The organism is Caballeronia sp. ATUFL_F2_KS9A (assembly GCF_023630765.1).
Classification (GTDB): domain Bacteria; phylum Pseudomonadota; class Gammaproteobacteria; order Burkholderiales; family Burkholderiaceae; genus Caballeronia; species Caballeronia zhejiangensis.
This window is the reverse complement of the sequence record NZ_JALQEK010000030.1, coordinates 155,697-173,411: the sequence shown is the minus strand read 5'-3', so window position 1 is coordinate 173,411 and position 17,715 is coordinate 155,697. Positions and strand designations below refer to the sequence as shown.

Below are 17,715 nucleotides of genomic sequence, written 5' to 3'. Positions count from 1 at the left end.
GGACCGTGAAACGACTCCACGCCGATGATAGTGCGGATACCCGTGTGAAAGTAGGTAATCGTCAGGCTCCTCATGCTTCAAACAAAAACCCCACCCCAAAAGGTGGGGTTTTTGCGTTGGGGCGCGGCATTTGCATCAACGAAGTCTGTTCCGGTGCCGTTCCAACTCCGATGCGCTGCTTCAGTCGGTAGAATGGCATCGAAAGGTTGTACCCATCATGCCGACCCATCCCGGAGCGCATATGAGAACGAGCCTGTTGATTGCCGCCGTCAGCGCGACGCTGCTTTTTGCGGCGTGCGGCAAGAAGAACGATGCAAGCGAGTCCAGCCTCGGCGAAGCGATTTCCGCCGACATGAAAACGAATCGCGGCTTGCTATGCCTGAATCGCAGCGGCCGCGGCCCCTACGCGTTCCCATCGGCCTATAGCATTCGGGACCTCAACGAATATTCGGCTGCCGCGCTGCGCGAACAACTCGCTGCGCTCGAAAAGAGCGGGCTCATCGCGCGAGCGGCCCCGACATCCGCGAACGCCAACGCCAAACAGAACGGCCTCGCGTACAGCCTTACGGGCGAAGGGCAAAAGTACGCGGTCGAAACCAACCGGCCCGCCGGCGATCCGAACGCGACGAGCGATCCGCGCGCCTGGATGCTTTGTTACGCGCACGTCAAGCTGGACAAGGTCGTGAGCTGGACCGAGCCCGATCCCACCGCTCACCGTTCCGACGTTACCTACACCTACAAGCTGGAGAGCGTGGCTCCGTGGGCCGACGATCGCGACATCAAGCGCGCTTTCCCGGAGGTAACCGCCTCAGACCGCGAAGCAGGCGAGACGAAGCTGCATGTCATCCTGGAACAGCGTGAAGACGGCTGGGCCCGCGTCGACTGAGGACCATCGCCGCATGTCCGAGCAAGACTTCGATCCTTCCGCCGGCCCGCCGCGCATGTCCGACGTCGCGCGTCTCGCCGGCGTGTCGAAGATGACCGTATCGCGCGTGCTCGCCGGACATAGCGTTGCGTTGGCGACGCGCGAACGCGTGCAGCAAGCTATCGACGAACTCGGCTACGTCGCCGATGCCGCTGCCGGCGCGTTGTCGTCCGGCCGTTCGGAATTCGTTGCGGTGCTGGTGCCGTCGCTTGCGAGCTCGAATTTCTCCGACACGGTGCGCGGTCTTTCCGCGTCGCTCGAACCGCACGGCCTGCAATTGCTGATCGGCGACACGGACTACCATCTGGATCGCGAGGAACGGCTCGTGCGCTCGATGCTGCGTCATCAGCCGCGCTGCATCGCGTTGACGGGCTCGCGTCACACCGAAGCGACGCGCACGCTGTTGCGCCGCTCGGGCGTTCCTGTCGTGGAGATGTGGGATTCGCCTTCCGATCCGATCGATGCCGCCGTCGGTTTTTCCAACGTCAGCGCCGCGCGCGCAATGGTGCGGTATCTGGCGGACGCAGGCTACCAACGCATCGGCTTCCTGGGCGGGGCGAGCGAGCTCGACCGTCGCGGTCTCGATCGTCTGAAAGGCTTTCGTGCGCAGATGAAGGCGCTCGGCCTCGACGATCGACGCATCATCCGTCTCGGCGATTCGCCCATCACGATGAGTCACGGCGGCCCGGCGATGGCCGCACTGCTCGAAGCATGGCCCGACACGCAGGCCGTGATGTGCGTGAGCGACATGTCCGCGTTCGGCGCGATAATGGAATGTCACCGGCGCGGCCTCACCGTACCGGACGATATCGCCGTCGCGGGCTTCGGCAATTTCGAGGTTGCCGCATGCTGCACGCCATCGATCACGACGGTTTCCGTCGACGCATACGGCATCGGCCTGCGCACCGGAGAGACCTTGCTCGCGGCGCTCGAAGCGCGCGATCAGGGCGTTGCTGCACCGCCGGCCAAGCGCGTGCGCGTGGCCTATTCCGTGATAGCGCGCGAAAGCGCTTAAGCCGAAGCAGTAACGCGATTGCGTGCTAACATTGATCGCGATGTTACCGGTAACACCACTATGAACACAGCGTCGAACGACTGTGAATGATGGAGAGACACCTCATGCCCCAACAGAATCCCAAGCGCCTGCGCAGCCAGGAGTGGTTCGACGATCCCTCGCACGCCGACATGACCGCGCTATACGTCGAGCGCTTCATGAATTACGGCCTGACGCGCGAGGAATTGCAATCGGGCCGCCCGATCATCGGCATTGCGCAGACCGGCAGCGATCTCGCGCCCTGCAATCGCCATCACATCGAACTGGCCGCGCGCACGAAGGCGGGCATTCGCGATGCCGGCGGCATCCCGATGGAGTTCCCCGTGCATCCGCTCGCGGAGCAGAGCAGGCGTCCGACCGCCGCGCTGGATCGCAATCTCGCATATCTCGGTCTCGTCGAAATCCTGCACGGCTTTCCGCTCGATGGCGTCGTGCTCACCACCGGATGCGACAAGACCACGCCCGCATGTCTGATGGCGGCCGCCACCGTCGACATGCCCGCGATCGTCCTCTCGGGCGGTCCGATGCTCGATGGCTGGTACGAAGGCAAGCGGGTCGGTTCGGGCACGGTGATCTGGCACGCGCGCAATCTGCTCGCGGCGGGCGAGATCGATTACGAAGGTTTCATGCGCCTGACGACCGCATCGTCGCCGTCGATCGGACATTGCAACACGATGGGCACCGCGCTCTCGATGAACAGTCTCGCCGAAGCACTCGGCATGTCCTTGCCGACGTGCGCGAGCATTCCCGCCGCGTATCGCGAGCGCGGACAGATGGCGTATGCCACGGGCAAGCGCATCGTCGACATGGTGCGTGAAGAGTTGAGGCCGTCGAAGATCATGACGCGCGAGGCGTTCATTAACGCGATCGTCGTTGCATCCGCGTTGGGTGCATCGACGAATTGCCCGCCGCACTTGATCGCGATCGCGCGGCACATGGGCATCGAACTGAGTCTCGACGACTGGCAGCGCCACGGCGAGCAAGTGCCGCTCATCGTGAACTGCATGCCCGCGGGTGAGTATCTCGGCGAGAGTTTTCATCGCTCGGGCGGAGTGCCTGCGGTCCTTAGGCAACTCGACGAGGCCGGACTCATCGCGCGCGATTGTCTGACGGTGTCGGGCCGCACGATCGGCGAGATCGCGAGCGATGCGCCCGCCGCCGACAACGAGGTCATCCGCACGGCGGACGATCCGCTGAAACACGGCGCGGGTTTCATGGTCCTGTCGGGCAATTTCTTCGATAGCGCCATCATGAAGATGTCGGTCGTCGGCGATGCGTTCAGAAAGACCTATCTGAGCGAGCCGGGCGCGGAGAACACGTTCGAAGCGCGCGCGATCGTCTTCGACGGTCCCGAGGATTACCACGCGCGCATCAACGATCCGTCGCTCGAGATCGACGAGCACTGCATTCTCGTGATTCGCGGCTGCGGCACCGTTGCGTATCCCGGCAGTGCGGAGGTCGTGAACATGGCGCCGCCCGCCGAGCTCATCAAGCGCGGCATCGATTCGCTGCCCTGCATGGGCGACGGCCGGCAAAGCGGCACGTCCGCGAGTCCGTCGATTCTGAACATGTCGCCGGAAGCGGCAATCGGCGGCGGTCTTGCGATGCTGCGCACGAACGACCGGATTCGTGTCGATCTGAACGCCCGCAGCGTGAACGTGCTGCTCGACGAAGCCGAACTCGAAAGCCGTCGCGCGCAATCGTCGTTCGCCGCGCCGGTTGCGCAGACGCCGTGGCAGGAGTTGTATCGGCAGACGGTCGGACAGTTGTCGACGGGCGGATGCCTCGAACCCGCGACGCTGTATCTGAAGGTCATCGAAACGCGCGGCAATCCGCGTCATTCACATTGAGCGAGCCGCCATGTCCTACGCCATCTATCCGAGTCTTGCGGGCAAGCGTGTTGTCGTGACGGGCGGCGGCAGCGGCATCGGCGCGGCGATCGTCGAGGCGTTCGCGCAGCAGGGCGCGCGCGTGTTTTTCATCGATGTCGCCGAGGCCGATTCGCGTCAACTCGAACAGACGCTCGCGAGCGAGCGGCATGCGCCGAAGTTCCTTCGTTGCGATTTGCGCGATGCCGGCGCGATCGAGCAAGCCTTCGACGCCATTGCGAGCGAAGCCGGTTCCATCGACGTGCTGATCAACAATGCCGCGAGCGACGACCGCCATCATTGGGACGATGTGAGCGCTGCGTACTGGGACGAGCGCATGGCCGTGAATCTGCGGCATCAGTTCTTCTGCGCGCAGGCGGCCGCGAAGCGCATGCGCGCGCAGAAGCAAGGCGCGATCGTGAACATGGGCTCGATCTCATGGCATCTCGCGCTGCCCGATCTCACGCTTTACATGACCGCGAAGGCCGCGATCGAAGGGCTCACGCGCGGCCTTGCGCGCGAACTCGGCGAGCATGGCATTCGCGTGAACACGGTGATTCCCGGCGCGGTGCGTACGCCGCGCCAGATGAAGTTGTGGCAGTCGCCGGAGAGCGAGGCGCAGCTGCTTGCGCAGCAATGTCTGCATGAGCGGATCGACCCGGAACACATCGCGCGCATGGTGCTGTTCCTCGCATCCGACGATGCGGCGCGCTGCACCGCGCGCGACTATTACGTCGATGCCGGATGGTTCGGCACCTGACGCGTCACCCGATGCGTTACCTGATGGTTACGTCACGCGCACGTCGCGACGCCGCACCACTTTCGGCGTTGGCTTGACCGTCGGCATCGTGCCGCTTTCGATGTAGTGCTGCACGGCGTCGGCGGCTTCGTGGTAGTCGCGTTCATCGAGCCAATGCCAGACCGCAGCGAGAAAGAGGCCGAGCCCCGCGTTTCCACAATGGGCGATGACTTCAGTAATGCCCTCCGCGAGCGCTTCGTCGCGGCCTTCGGGCCGCATCGCGCTCGCGATGTGCGATGCCGCGCGGGACACCAGCATGGCGTGCATCGTATGCAATTGCGGGTTGAACGTGTTTGTTGCGTTTCTTCTTTGACTGCCACTCATGACGCCCCCGTCTCTGGCACCGGCCTGCTGCGTGCTGGGATGCGATGTCCGCATCGAAAAAGCAGCACGCGCCGCGATTGGATTTCGAAAACGCCTTGTTTCGGCGCTGGGGCAGTTGAACGCAAGAAGCGGGCCGACTCCGGCTTCTAGCGATGAATTATCTGGCCCGGCCTTGCGGGACGAGGCGCAACGCAATTTTCCGATGATCTGACCAGAGCGCGCACAGCGTGCTCTCCATGCATTCCGTACAATCGACTGCCCGCGATGCGCGCACTGCGTCAAAACATGCATCTCTTCTTCGCTTTTTGGTCCGATGTGTTCGCGCGACGTCCTCATGTCGCGTTGTGCGCGCTCGCGTTGCTCGCGGGTTGCGCGTCAGGCACGCCGGCGCGCAGCCAGGAAGCTGCATCGCACGAGCCGCAGCCGCTGCATCACGCAAAACGCACTTCGTCGGGCTACGAGAACAACTATGGAACCTTGCCGCGCGAATCGTTCCTGAAGTGGCGCTGGGAGCGCTTTAAGCAAGGCTTGCCGAAGCCACCGGCGAACGGCTATCACTTTCCGATGGCGCATCCCGACATCGCGTGGCTCAAGGCCAACCGCACCGCCGACACGCTCACCTGGATCGGTCATGCAAGCGCGCTCGTGCAGATCGACGGCGTGAACATCCTCACCGATCCGGTGTTCTCGGAACGCGCGTCGCCGTTCTCGTTCATCGGCCCGAAGCGCAAGACGCCGCCCGGCCTTACGCTCGACGAGCTGCCGCATATCGACATCGTGCTGATCTCGCACAATCACTACGATCACCTCGACAAGCCGAGCGTCGAAGCGCTCAACCGTCAGGCGGGCGGGCCGCCGCGCTTTCTCGTGCCGCTCGGCATCGAACAGTGGATGAACGATATCGGCATAACGAATGTGGAAGAGCTCGATTGGAGCGACGAAACGCACGCGGCCGGCCTCGATATCTGGTTCGTGCCGAGCCAGCACTGGTCCGCGCGCACGCCATTCGACCGCGCGGAAACGCTGTGGGGCGGCTGGGTGGTGAAAACGCCGGCAGGCGCGGCGCGTCCGTATTCGTTTTACTTCGCGGGCGATACGGGCTACTCGCCGGACTTCCGCGATATCGCCGCGCGTTTCGGCGGCTTCGATCTCGCGCTCATTCCGATCGGCGCGTACGATCCGCGCTGGTTCATGCAGGCGCAGCACGTCGATCCCGAAGAAGCCGTGCGCATCTTCCAGGACGTACATGCGAAAAAGGCGATCGGCATTCACTGGGGTTCGTTCGAGCTGACCGACGAACCGCTCGACGAGCCGCCGCGCCGTCTGGCCGAAGCCGTGCGCCGCGCCGGCCTGCCCGCGGACGCGTTCACCGTGCTGAAACACGGTGAAATGATTCATCTCGACACACCGGATTCAAGCGCAGCCACAATCGGCCGTTAACACGGTGTGGCAGCGCGTCTTTCACGCGCGGAAATCCATCTGCATCCGCGACGCCTCGCGTTTCTCGCGCGGCGCGCGGTCGTCCTTTTCCAGTTATAGGGCTCAAACGCGTGAAGCAACTGTCCATCCGGCATCGCATTCTGGCGAGCTTCGGCATCATCCTTACCCTGATGCTCGTCATGGCCGCATTGTCATACACGCTGCTCGGCGGAATCGATCGCGAAGCAAAGAGCCTCGAAGACGATTCGATGATCGGCTTCTCGGTCTCCAACGACCTGCGCGCGGCCTGGATCGAGAACTACACGCTGACGCAGCGGCTCGTCTTCATCGACCGCGACGAAGAGCAGATACGCCGCGACACGCAGCATCTCGCCGAAACGCGGGCGAGCATCGACAAGCTGCTGGAAACGTACGCGCCGACCATCTTCGAAGAAGACGACCGTCGCCTCTTCAACGAATTCAAGCGCCAGCGCGACCTCTACCTTCCGGTACAGGATCAGACGCTGCGAGAGCTCGCGAGTGCGAAGGACGCGGCCGTCGCGACCTTCAATACGCGTCTCACGCCGGCGTGGGAAGCGGGTCAGGCCGCGACGCGCGCGCTCGTCGAGCATAACGAAGTCTTCAACGCGAAATCGGTGCAAAGCATTCGCGGCTCGGTGCAGAAATCGGAAACGACGCTGATCGTCATCATGGTCGTGGCGATCGGGGCGGCGGCGGTGCTCGGCTTCATGCTGATGAAGGCGCTGACGGTGCCGATGCTGCGCATGGTCGACGTCGTCGACAAGATGCGTACCGGCGATCTCACGCAGCGCCTCGCGCTCGCGCGCCGCGACGAGTTCGGCACGCTGGAGGCGGGCTTCAACCGCATGACCGATGAACTCACGGGCCTCGTCGGCCAGGCGCAGAAATCGGCCGTGCAGGTGACGACGTCGGTATCGGAGATCGCCGCGACCGCGCGCGAGCAGCAGGCCACGGCGAGCGAAACGGCCGCGACGACGACGGAAATCGGCGCGACGTCGCGGGAAATTTTCGCGACCGCGCGCGATCTCGTCCGCACGATGAACGAAGTCTCGGGCGTGGCGGAGCAATCGGCGGCGCTCGCGGGCACCGGTCAGGCGGGGCTTACGCGCATGGAGGAAACCATGCGCCTCGTGATGCAAGCGGCAGGCTCGGTGAACGGCAAGCTCGCGATCCTCAACGAGAAGGCGGGCAACATCAATCAGGTCGTCGCGACCATCACGAAAGTTGCGGATCAAACCAATCTGCTTTCGCTGAACGCGGCGATCGAAGCGGAAAAGGCGGGCGAGTACGGGCGCGGCTTCGCGGTCGTCGCGACGGAAATCCGCCGCCTCGCCGATCAGACGGCGGTCGCGACGTTCGACATCGAGCAGATGGTGAAGGAGATTCAATCGGCGGTCGCGGCGGGCGTGATGGGCATGGACAAGTTCTCGGAGGAAGTGCGCCGCGGCATGCTCGACGTGCAGCAGGTAGGCGGACAGCTTTCGCAGATCATCCATCAGGTGCAGACGCTCGCGCCGCGCTTCTCGATGATCAACGAAGGCATGCAGACGCAGGCGACCGGCGCGGACCAGATTTCGCAGGCGCTCTCGCAACTCTCCGAGGCCGCGCAACAGACGGCCGAGTCGCTGCGCCAGTCGTCGCAGGCAATCGACGATCTCACGCACGTCGCGAACGGTCTGCGCACGGGTGTGTCGCGCTTCAGAATCGCCGCTTAAAGGCGCGCCGCGATGCTCTTCGTCCAGTTCACGCTCGACGCCGACCGCTATCTTCTCGACAGCGCGCAGGTCGAGCGCATGCTGCCGCTCGCGCCGCTGAAGACGCTGCCGGGCGCGCCCGCATGGGTCGCGGGCGTGCTCGACTGCGAAGGCGCCAACGTGCCCGTTATCGATCTCGCGGCGCTCGCGCTCGCGCGTGCCTCGCACGAGAGAGTGTCGACGCGGCTCGCGCTCGTCGCGTATCCGCGTTGCGGCGACGACGGCGCGATAAAGCATCATCGGCTCGGTCTTCTGCTCGAACAGGCGACGCGCACCGTCACCTTCGATGCCGCTTCGTTCACCGATGCGGGCATCGACACGCCGCACGCGCGCTATCTCGGTCCGCTCGCGCGTGACGAGCGAGGCCTGCTGCAATGGGTTCGCATCGAGCATCTGTTGCCCGATGACGTGCAGACGCTGCTCTTCGCCGGGAGCGAAGCATGAGCGCGCTGCCGAGCGCCTTCGCGGACGAAGCATTCGGCGTCGGCCGCTTCATTGAGCTGTTGCATCGCACGATCGGCCTCGATGCCGAATCGATCGGCGCGAACGCCGTATCGCGCGCGGTGCGCGAACGCTTCCACCTGTGGCGCGACGAGCAAGGCGGCACGCTCGACGATTACTATCGCGCGGTGATGCAGGACGGCGCGCGCATGCAGGAGTTGATCGAAGCGGTGGTCGTGCCGGAGACGTGGTTCTTCCGCGATCCCGAAGCGTTCGCCGCCCTCGCGCGACTTGCGCGCGTGCGTCTGCATGAACGGCCCGCGAAGCCGCTGCGCGTGCTGAGCGCGCCGTGCTCGACCGGCGAGGAAGCCTATACCGTCGCGATGGCGCTGATCGAAGCGGGCATCGCTGCGGAGCGCTTCACCATCGACGCGATCGACGTGAGCGAACGCGCGCTCGCCATGGCGCGCCGCGCGCATTACGGGCGCAACGCGTTTCGCGGACGCGCGCTCGGTTTTCGCGACCGTCATTTCCGCGCGACCGATGGCGGCTGGCAGCTCGATCCCGCCGTCGCACAGAGCGTGCGCTTCTCGCAAGCGAATCTGCTGCAACTCGATACGCATGCGTTCGAGCGCTTCGATTTCATTCTGTGCCGCAACGTGCTGATCTATTTCGATCGCGATACGCAGCGCGCCGTTCTGCGCGTGCTCGATGGCTTGCTCGCAGAAGGCGGCACGCTGTTCGTCGGTCCGGCGGAGACGGGTCTTCTGATGCGCGAGGGCATGAGTTCCGCGAACATTCCGCTCGCCTTCGCGTTCAATCGGCCCGAGCGCGAGCGCGCGAACGTGTTCGATGGTGCATGGCCGAGTCCGCAGATCATCGCGAAGCCGATGAAGCCCGCGTTCGTGTTGCCCGCATGGGCGAGTGCGCCGACCGTCGTTCGTGCGATGCCGGTTGCGAAGCCGCCCGCCGAACCCGCGCCGCCGGCAAGTCTTGCGCACGCGCGTCAACTCGCCGATGCCGGCCAGCTCGACACCGCGGCGAATGCCGCGCACGCGTATCTCGACGCGCATCCGTCGAACGCGGATGCGTACTATCTGCTTGGCGTGATCGCCGATGCGCGTGGCGAGCATCAGGCATCGCGCGGGCATTATCGTCGTGCGTTGTATCTCGATCCCGCGCATCGCGAGGCGCTCACGCATCTCGCCGCGTGTCTCTCGCTCGACGGCGATGAAAGCGGCGCGCGTCTGCTGCTCGCGCGTGCGCAACGCGTGACGGAGCGCGCGCGATGAACGCACGCGACATCGGCGTCACGAACGATATCGACGATTGCTGGAACCGCATCGGCGTGCGCGGCGATGCGTCATGCCCGAAGCTCGAACGCTACGTGCATTGCCGCAATTGCCCGGTTCACGATGAAGCGGCAGCGCGCGTGCTGGATCGCGTGGAAGCGCGTACGTCGATCGTCGCTTCGGCGGTCGTCGAACGAGGCGACAAGCAAACCGATACGCTCTCATGTCTCGTGTTTCGCATCGGCGGCGAATGGCTCGGCTTGCCGACGAACCTCTGCGCGCAAGTGGCGCAATTGCGCCCGGTGCACTCGCTGCCGCATCGGCGCAATCGCGCGGTGCTGGGCGTCGTGAACGTGCGCGGCAGATTGATCGTGTGCGCTTCGCTGGCGCGGCTGTTCGGCATCGAAGCGGACGAAAGCGCTGCAAAAAACGTATCGCTCGATGCCCGCGAACTCGGGCGTCTCATCGTCATGCAGTGCGGCAATGGCGATCACGAAGGACCGTTCGCTTTTCCCGTCGATGCCGTCGACGGCGTGCATCGCTTCACGCAGGCGCAGCTTCAGCCGGTGCCCGCGACGCTCGCCCAGCGCCTGTCGTCGAACGCGCATGCGGTGGCCGCGTTCAGGCACGCAACCGTCGGCCTGCTCGACGCCGATCGACTCATCGACAGCCTGAACCGGAGTCTCACATGACGAGCATCGATGCGGGAGGTTCGTCGCTGCTCGACCTCTTTCAGGAAGAAGCGCGCGGGCAGGCGCAGATTCTTTCCGATGGCCTCATCGCGCTCGAACGTGCGCCGCGCGATCCCGTCACGCTCGAAGCGAGCATGCGCGCCGCGCATTCGCTGAAGGGCGCGGCGCGTGTCGTTGGCGTGCCGGTCGGCGTGACGCTCGCGCATGTGATGGAAGATTGTTTCGTCGCAGCGCAGGAAGGGCGCATCGTGCTCGATGCGGGTTACATCGACATGCTGTTGCGCGGTGTCGATCTGATCGTGCAGATCGGCGAGGCGCGCGATATCGATGCACAGACCGCGCTCGAACGCGAAGTCGATGCGTTCGTGGATGGCCTCAGCGCGCATATGGACGGCGCAACATCCCAACGCGAACTTACACCGACGAAACCGTCCGAGCCAATTCAGGCACCATCGCGCACGAACGAAGCTCGCATGTTGCGCATGCGCGCGGACACGCTCGATCGCCTGCTGAGTCATTCGGGCGAATCGCTCGTCGAATCGCGCTGGCTGAAGCCGTTTTCGCAATCGATGCTGCGCGTGAAGCGCGTTCAGCACGATGCGAGCCGCGCGCTCGAACGCCTGCACGAATCGCTGACCGATTCGAACGCCGCGCAACTCGATGCACGCGCACACGCCGCGCTCGACGAAGCGCGTCGTTTGACGGCGGAAGCGCATCGTCAGTTGAGCGAGCGTCTGGCTGAACTGGAAAACTACGACCGGCGTTCGACGCATCTCGCCCAGCAGATCTACGACGAAGCGCTCGCGTGCCGCATGCGTCCCTTCGTCGATGCAACGGGCGGCTTCGCGCGCATGGTGCGCGATGTCGCGCGCGGACTCGGCCGCGACGTGCGTCTCGTCATCGCGGGCGAATCGACGCAGGTCGATCGCGACATTCTCGATCTGCTCGACGCGCCGCTCGGGCATCTGTTGCGCAACGCGGTCGATCACGGCATCGAGCCGCCCTCATTGCGCCGCGCGCTCGGCAAGCCCGAAACCGGCACGATCACGCTCGAAGCGCGCCATAGCGCGGGCTCGCTTTTCATCAGCGTGTCCGACGACGGCGCGGGCGTCGATCTCGATGCGCTTCGCCGCGCGGTCGTGCGCAAGCGTCTCGCGAGCGAAGACACAGCCGCGCGCCTCACCGAAGCGGAACTGCTCGAATTTTTGCTGCTGCCCGGCTTTTCGATGCGCGATGCCGTCACCGATGTATCCGGCCGCGGCGTCGGCCTCGATGCGGTGCAGGACATCGTGCGGCAAGTGCGCGGCAGCGTGCGCGTGACGCAGGAAACGCATGTGGGCACGCGCATCGCGCTGCAATTGCCGCTGACGTTGTCGGTGATCCGCAGCCTGATCGTCGAAGTGGCGGGCGAGCCCTACGGACTGCCGCTCGCGCATGTCGCGCGCACGCTGGTGCTGCCCGCGAGCGCCATCGACATGCTCGAAGGCCAGCAGCATTTTTCCTTCGACGGCAAGCGCATCGGCCTCGTCACCGCGCATCAGATTCTCGAAACCGCCGCGTTCGAAGCCGCGAGCGAAAGGCTCAGCGTCGTCGTCATCGGACAAGGCGCGGCGAGTTACGGCATCGTCGTCGATCGCTTTCTCGGCGAGCGGATGCTCGTGGTGCAACCGCTCGACAAGCGCCTCGGCAAGGTGCGCAACATCGCGGCGGGCGCGCTGATGGAGAACGGCGATCCGCTGCTCATCGCCGATCTCGACGACTGGCTGCGTTCCGTCGAGAAGCTCGTCGGCAGCGGCGAGCTCGGGCGCGTCGGTGCCGGCGCTTCGCGTGCGCGCGTGGCGAGCGCGAAGCGCGTGCTCGTCGTCGACGATTCGCTCACCGTGCGCGAACTCGAACGCAAGCTGCTCGCGTCGCGCGGCTACGACGTGTCCGTCGCGGTCGATGGCATGGACGCCTGGAACGCGGTGCGCGGCGCGGACTTCGATCTCGTCATCACCGATATCGACATGCCGCGGCTCGATGGCATCGAGCTCGTCACGCTCATCAAGCGCGATGCGCAACTCGCCGCCCTGCCGGTGATGATCGTGTCGTACAAGGATCGCGCGGAAGATCGTCAGCGCGGCCTCGACGCGGGCGCGGACTATTACCTCGCGAAAGGCAGCTTTCACGATCAGGCGTTGATCGATGCCGTGCGCGATCTCATCGGCGAGGCGAAGACATGAAGATCGGCATCGTCAACGATGTTGCACTCGCGGTGGAAGCGTTGCGTCGCGCGCTCGCGTCGCGGCCCGACTTGGAGATCGCGTGGATCGCGCACGACGGCCAGCAGGCGATCGACTATTGCGCGGCGCACACGCCCGATGTCGTGCTGATGGATCTCGTGATGCCGAATGTCGATGGCGTGCAGGCGTCGCGGACCATCATGGCGCGTTCGCCGTGCGCGATTCTCGTCGTCACGGTCGATGTCGGCGCGAACGCATGGCGCGTCTATGAAGCGATGGGCGCGGGCGCGCTCGATGCCGTCGATACGCCCGCGCTCGCCGGCGCCGATGCGCGTCGCGGTGCGGCGGCGCTGATCGCGAAGATCGATCAGATCGGCGCGCGGCTCGCATCGTCGAGCGTTTTGCCCGCCATGAAGAGCGGCGATCGTCTCGTCGCGATAGGCGCATCGGCGGGCGGACCGTCCGCGCTCGCGACACTGCTCGGCGCGTTGCCGAAGCATTTGGCGGCGGCGCTCGTCATCGTGCAGCACGTCGATCGCGCGTTCGCCGAAGGCATGGCGCAATGGCTCGATGCGCAATCGGCGCTACCCGTGCGTATCGCGCGTGAAGGCGACAGGCCCGCGCCCGGCGAAGTACTGCTCGCCGCGACCAACGATCATCTGCATTTCGCCGACGCCACGCGCCTAGGCTACACCGCGCATCCGGAGCAATTGCCGTATCGCCCGTCCGTCGACGTGTTCTTTCAGAGCGTGACCGAGCGCTGGACCGGACGCGCGGTCGGCGTGCTGCTGACCGGCATGGGCCGCGACGGCGCGATCGGACTGAAGGCGATGCGCGCGAAGGGTTATCACACCATTGCGCAGGACGAGGCGACGAGCGCGGTGTACGGCATGCCGAAGGCGGCGGCCGCGCTCAACGCGGCGGCGTCGATACTGCCGCTGCCGCGCATCGCGGATGCGATCGCCAAGGCGTTCGACTGAGCTCAGCGAAGCACATCAACCAAGGACACACGTTTCATGAAAACTCCTCATCCCGATCCGCTGGCCGAGCGCGCGAAACGGGCCGCGGCCGCCGCGTCGGCGAGCATCGAGCGCGCGGGCTCGCGTGCAATCGCGGACGAGCGCGCCGTGTCCGATCTGCTCGCCGCCGCATTGAACGCGCCGCCCGCCGCCGAGTTGCCGGTGATGGTGCTGCTCGTCGACGATCAGGGGATCATCGCGGAAGCGTTGCGCCGCGCGCTCGCCGAAGAGCGCAACGTCGATCTGCATTACTGCGCGAATCCGGAAGAGGCGTTGCGCACCGCGCAGGAAACGCGGCCGACGGTGATCCTGCAGGATCTCGTGATGCCCGGCGTCGATGGCCTGACGCTCGTGCGTCAGTACCGCGAGCATCCGGCGACGCGCGATATCCCGATCATCGTGCTCTCGACGAAGGAAGAGCCGCGCATCAAGAGCGCGGCATTCGCGGCGGGCGCGAACGACTATCTCGTGAAGCTGCCCGATACCATCGAGCTCGTCGCGCGCGTGCGCTATCACTCGCGTTCGTATCAGAACCTGCTGCAACGCGACGAAGCGTATCGCGCGCTGCGTCAGTCGCAGCAGAAGCTGCTCGAAACGAATCTGGAATTGCAGCGCCTGACGCATTCGGACGGGCTGACGGGTTTGTCGAATCGCCGCCGTCTCGACGATTATCTGAACGCGGAATGGCGGCGCGCCGCTCGCGAGCATGCGTCCATCGGCTTTCTGATGATCGATGTCGATAACTTCAAGTCGTACAACGACACGTATGGCCACGTCGCCGGCGACGATGTGCTGAAGCTCGTCGCGCATACGATCGAATCGAGTCTAGCCAGTCCGACCGATCTCGCCGCGCGCTTCGGCGGCGAGGAATTCGCGGTCGTGCTGCTCTCGACATCGGCGCCGGGCTTGCGTCTGCTCGGCGAGAAAATACGCATCGCGGTCGAGGCGCTGGACGTGCCGCATGCGGGTTCGTCGAGCGGGCGCGTGACGATCAGCGTCGGCGGCGCGATACAGATGGCGATGCACGACGATGCGTCGAAGCAGCTCGTCGAAGCCGCCGATCTCGCGCTGTATCGCGCGAAGAGAGACGGGAAGAACCGGGTGATCGTCACCTGACGAAAAAACGCGCGGCCTTCGTCGAAGCCCGCGCGTTTTGCTTTACGGCGTGTGCTGCGTGAATGGCGTCATCGCCTGAACACGCCGAGCAGCAAGGTCGCCAGAAAGATCACGATAAAGATGAAGAACAGGATCTTGGCGATTTCCGCCGCGCCCGTTGCGATTCCGCCGAAGCCGAAGACGGCCGCGATGATCGCGATGATGAAGAAGATGACAGCGTAACGGAGCATGTTGCCCTCCTTGGTGGATCGGATGATCGGTTGATCGGTCGATATGCAGGCGGATCGATGCCGCCGCTTTCGCTCATCGGTTTTCCCGCGCATCGTTCAAAGCAACGGACGTGCCCAGCGCATCGCCCGCGTGCCGGAGATGCAAAAACGCCGCAATGAAAGGAACATTGCGGCGTCGCGGATCGCGCTTGCCTTCGCGCGATGTGTCCGGCTGTCGAGGCTAACGGCCTAGTGTGCGATCGGAGTCGGTTTCATCGTCGTCGTCTTCGTCGTCGACGCTGTTGAGCGCATCCGGCAGGTTGTTCTCCAGTTCATCGCGTTCGATCTGATCGGCTAGGTCGAGGGATTTGCGCGTGGCGGGACCGGACGGGCGATTGGCTCCAGACATGGCGTACTCCTTGAACAGATTTCAAAGCCGCGCCGACGATTCGGCGCGAACCAACGGACTAGCAAGGCTTGTACGCGCCGGGCTGAATAGTCCGCCTTAAAGGATCGCTTAAGGATCAGTTGAGGATCGTTCGGGCGGAAAGGTGAACAGACCGTGCTGACGATAAAGAAACGCAGTCCCAATCTTGCAAGCAGGACGGCAGATTTTGCGTGCCGGCGCGTAAGGCCAGTATGCACCGGGACGCGCGTCGAGGCAAAGACGACGCGCATGTTTCGGATCGCGCATCAAGCGAAAAAATGGGCGACGATCGGATACAGCGACAACACGAGCAAGACGGCCATCGTGATGTTGAACATGCGCAACCGGCGCGGATCCGCGAGAAAGCGGCGCAGCGACGTGCCGAACGCGGCCCACATCGTGATGCACGGCAAGCCGATCACGACGAGCACGACGGCCATCAGCGCGGCGTTCAGCGAAAGACTCGCGTGCAGGTGGATCGTGCTCGCGGCGGTGAGCACCATCATCCACGCTTTGGGATTGATCCACTGGAACGCGATCGCTTCGTGAAAGCGCATCGGGCGCGCCTTGCTGTCGCGCATCTGCACCGACGACGACGTGCCGATCTTCCACGCCAGATACAGCAGATACGCGACGCTCGCCGCTTCCAGCACCGTATAGAGGATCGGCAGACGCTCGAACGCCTGCGCGAGCCCGAGGCCGACCGCGATCATCAGGATCGCCATGCCCGCGCTGATGCCGAGCATGTGCGGCAGCGTGCGCCTCAACCCGAAATTGACGCCCGAGGCGAGCAGCATCGTGTTGTTGGGACCGGGCGTGATGGTCGTCACCAGCGCGAACAGCGCGGCGGCTGGAAGGGCGTTCAGAAGTTCGGTGGGCATGGCGCGCTCCGCAATGAAGGATTCGATGAGCGCCAAGTGTACGGAAGGTGTCCGGTACAGTACCGGTACAGATTGTCAGGTGACTTCCTGTACGGTGTCCGGACGCGACGCGCCGTCGCGCCCAGCCCAACCTCCTTACACGGGGAACGGATTGCGTTCCGCGAATCCCTGTTGATGCCAGTACGGATACGCGGGCCGCACCGCGCTCGCCTCATCGAGCTTCTTCACCTGTTCCGCCGTGAGGTTCCAGCCGACCGCGCCGAGGTTCTGCCGCAGTTGCTCCTCGTTGCGCGCGCCGATCAGCACGGTCGCGACCGTGGGGCGCTGCAGCAGCCAGTTGAGCGCGATCTGCGGCACGGTCTTGCCGGTTTCCTCGGCGATGGCGTCGAGCGCATCGACGACGCGGTACAGATATTCGTCCGGCACCGGCGGCCCCATGTCGGCGGTTTTGTGCAGACGGCTCGTCGCGGGCAGCGGCTGGCCGCGCCGAATCTTGCCGGTGAGGCGTCCCCAGCCGAGCGGGCTCCAGACGATCGCGCCGACGCCCTGATCGATGCCGAGCGGCATCAGCTCCCATTCGTAATCGCGGCCGATCAGCGAGTAGTAAGTCTGATTCGCGACATAGCGCGGATAGCCGTAACGGTCGGCCACATCGAGCGATTTCTGCAAATGCCAGCCCGAGAAATTCGACACGCCCGTATAGCGGATTTTTCCGGCGCGCACGAGATCGTCGAGCGTGGAAAGCGTCTCTTCGACGGGCGTTTTCGCATCGAAGCCATGCAACTGGAACACGTCGATGTAATCCGTTTGCAGGCGTTCCAGTGCCCCGTTCACGGCCTTGATGAGATGAAAGCGCGACGAACCGACGGCGTTCGGGTCGTTGTCGTCGAAGCGGAAGGTCGCCTTGGTCGAGACGATGACCTTGTCGCGCCGGCCCTTGAGCGCCTCGCCGAGTATCGATTCCGACGTGCCGCGCGAGTAGATGTCGGCGGTGTCGAACATCGTCACGCCCGCGTCGAGGCAGATGTCGACGAGCTTGCGCGCTTCGCTCACGTCGGTCTCGCCCCACGCCTGAAAGAGTTCGCCCTTGCCGCCGAAAGTGCCGGTGCCGAAGCTCAGGACGGGAACCTTGAAGCCCGAAGCACCGAGATGTCGATATTCCATTGCGTGTCCTCGTGGATGAAGTCCATCGACGAGACTACCGCAACGGCTCGACGCATGCAGCGTCCGC

General features: G+C 64.6%; 18 protein-coding genes. 13 read left to right on the top strand and 5 right to left on the bottom strand.

Going from position 1 to position 17,715, the window contains the following annotated elements:
• The 5 genes from NCS67_RS18825 to xylB form a co-directional block, all read left to right on the top strand.
• On the top strand, positions 1–191 hold a 191-nt coding region (locus tag NCS67_RS18825; protein ID WP_250436093.1), incomplete at its 5' end, for a hypothetical protein.
• A gap of 50 nt (positions 192–241) precedes the next feature.
• On the top strand, positions 242–886 hold the full coding sequence (locus NCS67_RS18820) for an SEN1982 family lipoprotein (protein WP_250436092.1): 645 nt from the start codon (positions 242–244) through the stop codon (positions 884–886).
• 13 nt (positions 887–899) lie between these two features.
• On the top strand, positions 900–1,940 hold the full coding sequence (locus NCS67_RS18815; RefSeq protein WP_250436091.1) for a LacI family DNA-binding transcriptional regulator: 1,041 nt from the start codon (positions 900–902) through the stop codon (positions 1,938–1,940).
• A 104-nt stretch (positions 1,941–2,044) separates the two neighbouring features.
• A complete protein-coding gene (locus NCS67_RS18810) occupies positions 2,045–3,829 on the top strand; it encodes an IlvD/Edd family dehydratase (protein WP_008352778.1) in 1,785 nt (594 codons plus the stop codon).
• Positions 3,830–3,839: 10 nt separating this feature from the next.
• The gene (gene xylB, locus NCS67_RS18805) at positions 3,840–4,607 is read left to right on the top strand and encodes a D-xylose 1-dehydrogenase (RefSeq protein ID WP_250436090.1); all 768 of its coding nucleotides are present in this window, start codon (positions 3,840–3,842) and stop codon (positions 4,605–4,607) included.
• 27 nt (positions 4,608–4,634) lie between these two features.
• Here the strand turns inward: xylB and NCS67_RS18800 are convergent, their stop codons facing one another.
• Positions 4,635–4,904 (bottom strand): hypothetical protein, encoded by a 270-nt coding sequence (locus tag NCS67_RS18800; protein WP_239294385.1) that lies wholly within the window; start codon positions 4,902–4,904, stop codon positions 4,635–4,637.
• 330 nt (positions 4,905–5,234) lie between these two features.
• Between NCS67_RS18800 and NCS67_RS18795 the strand changes: the two genes are divergently transcribed.
• From NCS67_RS18795 to NCS67_RS18760, 8 genes are all read left to right on the top strand, one after another.
• The gene (locus NCS67_RS18795) at positions 5,235–6,410 is read left to right on the top strand and encodes an MBL fold metallo-hydrolase (RefSeq protein WP_250436089.1); all 1,176 of its coding nucleotides are present in this window, start codon (positions 5,235–5,237) and stop codon (positions 6,408–6,410) included.
• Between the two features lie 110 nt (positions 6,411–6,520).
• Positions 6,521–8,146, top strand: coding sequence for a methyl-accepting chemotaxis protein (locus NCS67_RS18790; protein ID WP_250436088.1), 1,626 nt, complete (start codon positions 6,521–6,523; stop codon positions 8,144–8,146).
• A 12-nt stretch (positions 8,147–8,158) separates the two neighbouring features.
• Positions 8,159–8,629 (top strand): chemotaxis protein CheW, encoded by a 471-nt coding sequence (locus tag NCS67_RS18785; protein WP_008352785.1) that lies wholly within the window; start codon positions 8,159–8,161, stop codon positions 8,627–8,629.
• Positions 8,626–9,918, top strand: a complete 1,293-nt coding sequence (locus NCS67_RS18780) for a CheR family methyltransferase (protein WP_250436087.1) — start codon at positions 8,626–8,628, stop codon at positions 9,916–9,918. The genes NCS67_RS18785 and NCS67_RS18780 overlap by 4 nt, the downstream gene beginning before the upstream one ends.
• Positions 9,915–10,610 carry a chemotaxis protein CheW gene (locus tag NCS67_RS18775; RefSeq protein ID WP_250436086.1) on the top strand — a complete coding sequence of 232 codons (696 nt, stop codon included), beginning with the start codon at positions 9,915–9,917 and terminating at the stop codon, positions 10,608–10,610. The genes NCS67_RS18780 and NCS67_RS18775 overlap by 4 nt, the downstream gene beginning before the upstream one ends.
• Entirely contained in the window at positions 10,607–12,832 is a 2,226-nt protein-coding gene (locus NCS67_RS18770) for a hybrid sensor histidine kinase/response regulator (protein WP_250436085.1), read from the top strand. Before NCS67_RS18775 ends, NCS67_RS18770 begins: the two co-directional genes overlap by 4 nt.
• Complete coding sequence (locus NCS67_RS18765; protein ID WP_250436084.1) at positions 12,829–13,812, top strand: chemotaxis response regulator protein-glutamate methylesterase; 984 nt, start codon at positions 12,829–12,831, stop codon at positions 13,810–13,812. Before NCS67_RS18770 ends, NCS67_RS18765 begins: the two co-directional genes overlap by 4 nt.
• A 36-nt stretch (positions 13,813–13,848) precedes the next feature.
• Entirely contained in the window at positions 13,849–14,967 is a 1,119-nt protein-coding gene (locus NCS67_RS18760) for a diguanylate cyclase (protein WP_284504115.1), read from the top strand.
• Positions 14,968–15,035: 68 nt separating this feature from the next.
• Here the strand turns inward: NCS67_RS18760 and NCS67_RS18755 are convergent, their stop codons facing one another.
• The 4 genes from NCS67_RS18755 to NCS67_RS18740 form a co-directional block, all read right to left on the bottom strand.
• Positions 15,036–15,197 (bottom strand): DUF1328 family protein, encoded by a 162-nt coding sequence (locus NCS67_RS18755; protein WP_008352793.1) that lies wholly within the window; start codon positions 15,195–15,197, stop codon positions 15,036–15,038.
• A 220-nt stretch (positions 15,198–15,417) separates the two neighbouring features.
• Complete coding sequence (locus NCS67_RS18750; RefSeq protein WP_160172929.1) at positions 15,418–15,585, bottom strand: hypothetical protein; 168 nt, start codon at positions 15,583–15,585, stop codon at positions 15,418–15,420.
• A gap of 284 nt (positions 15,586–15,869) precedes the next feature.
• Complete coding sequence (locus NCS67_RS18745) at positions 15,870–16,484, bottom strand: LysE family translocator (protein ID WP_033536710.1); 615 nt, start codon at positions 16,482–16,484, stop codon at positions 15,870–15,872.
• A 135-nt stretch (positions 16,485–16,619) separates the two neighbouring features.
• Positions 16,620–17,648, bottom strand: a complete 1,029-nt coding sequence (locus tag NCS67_RS18740; protein ID WP_008352795.1) for an aldo/keto reductase — start codon at positions 17,646–17,648, stop codon at positions 16,620–16,622.
• Between the last annotated feature and the right edge of the window lie 67 nt (positions 17,649–17,715).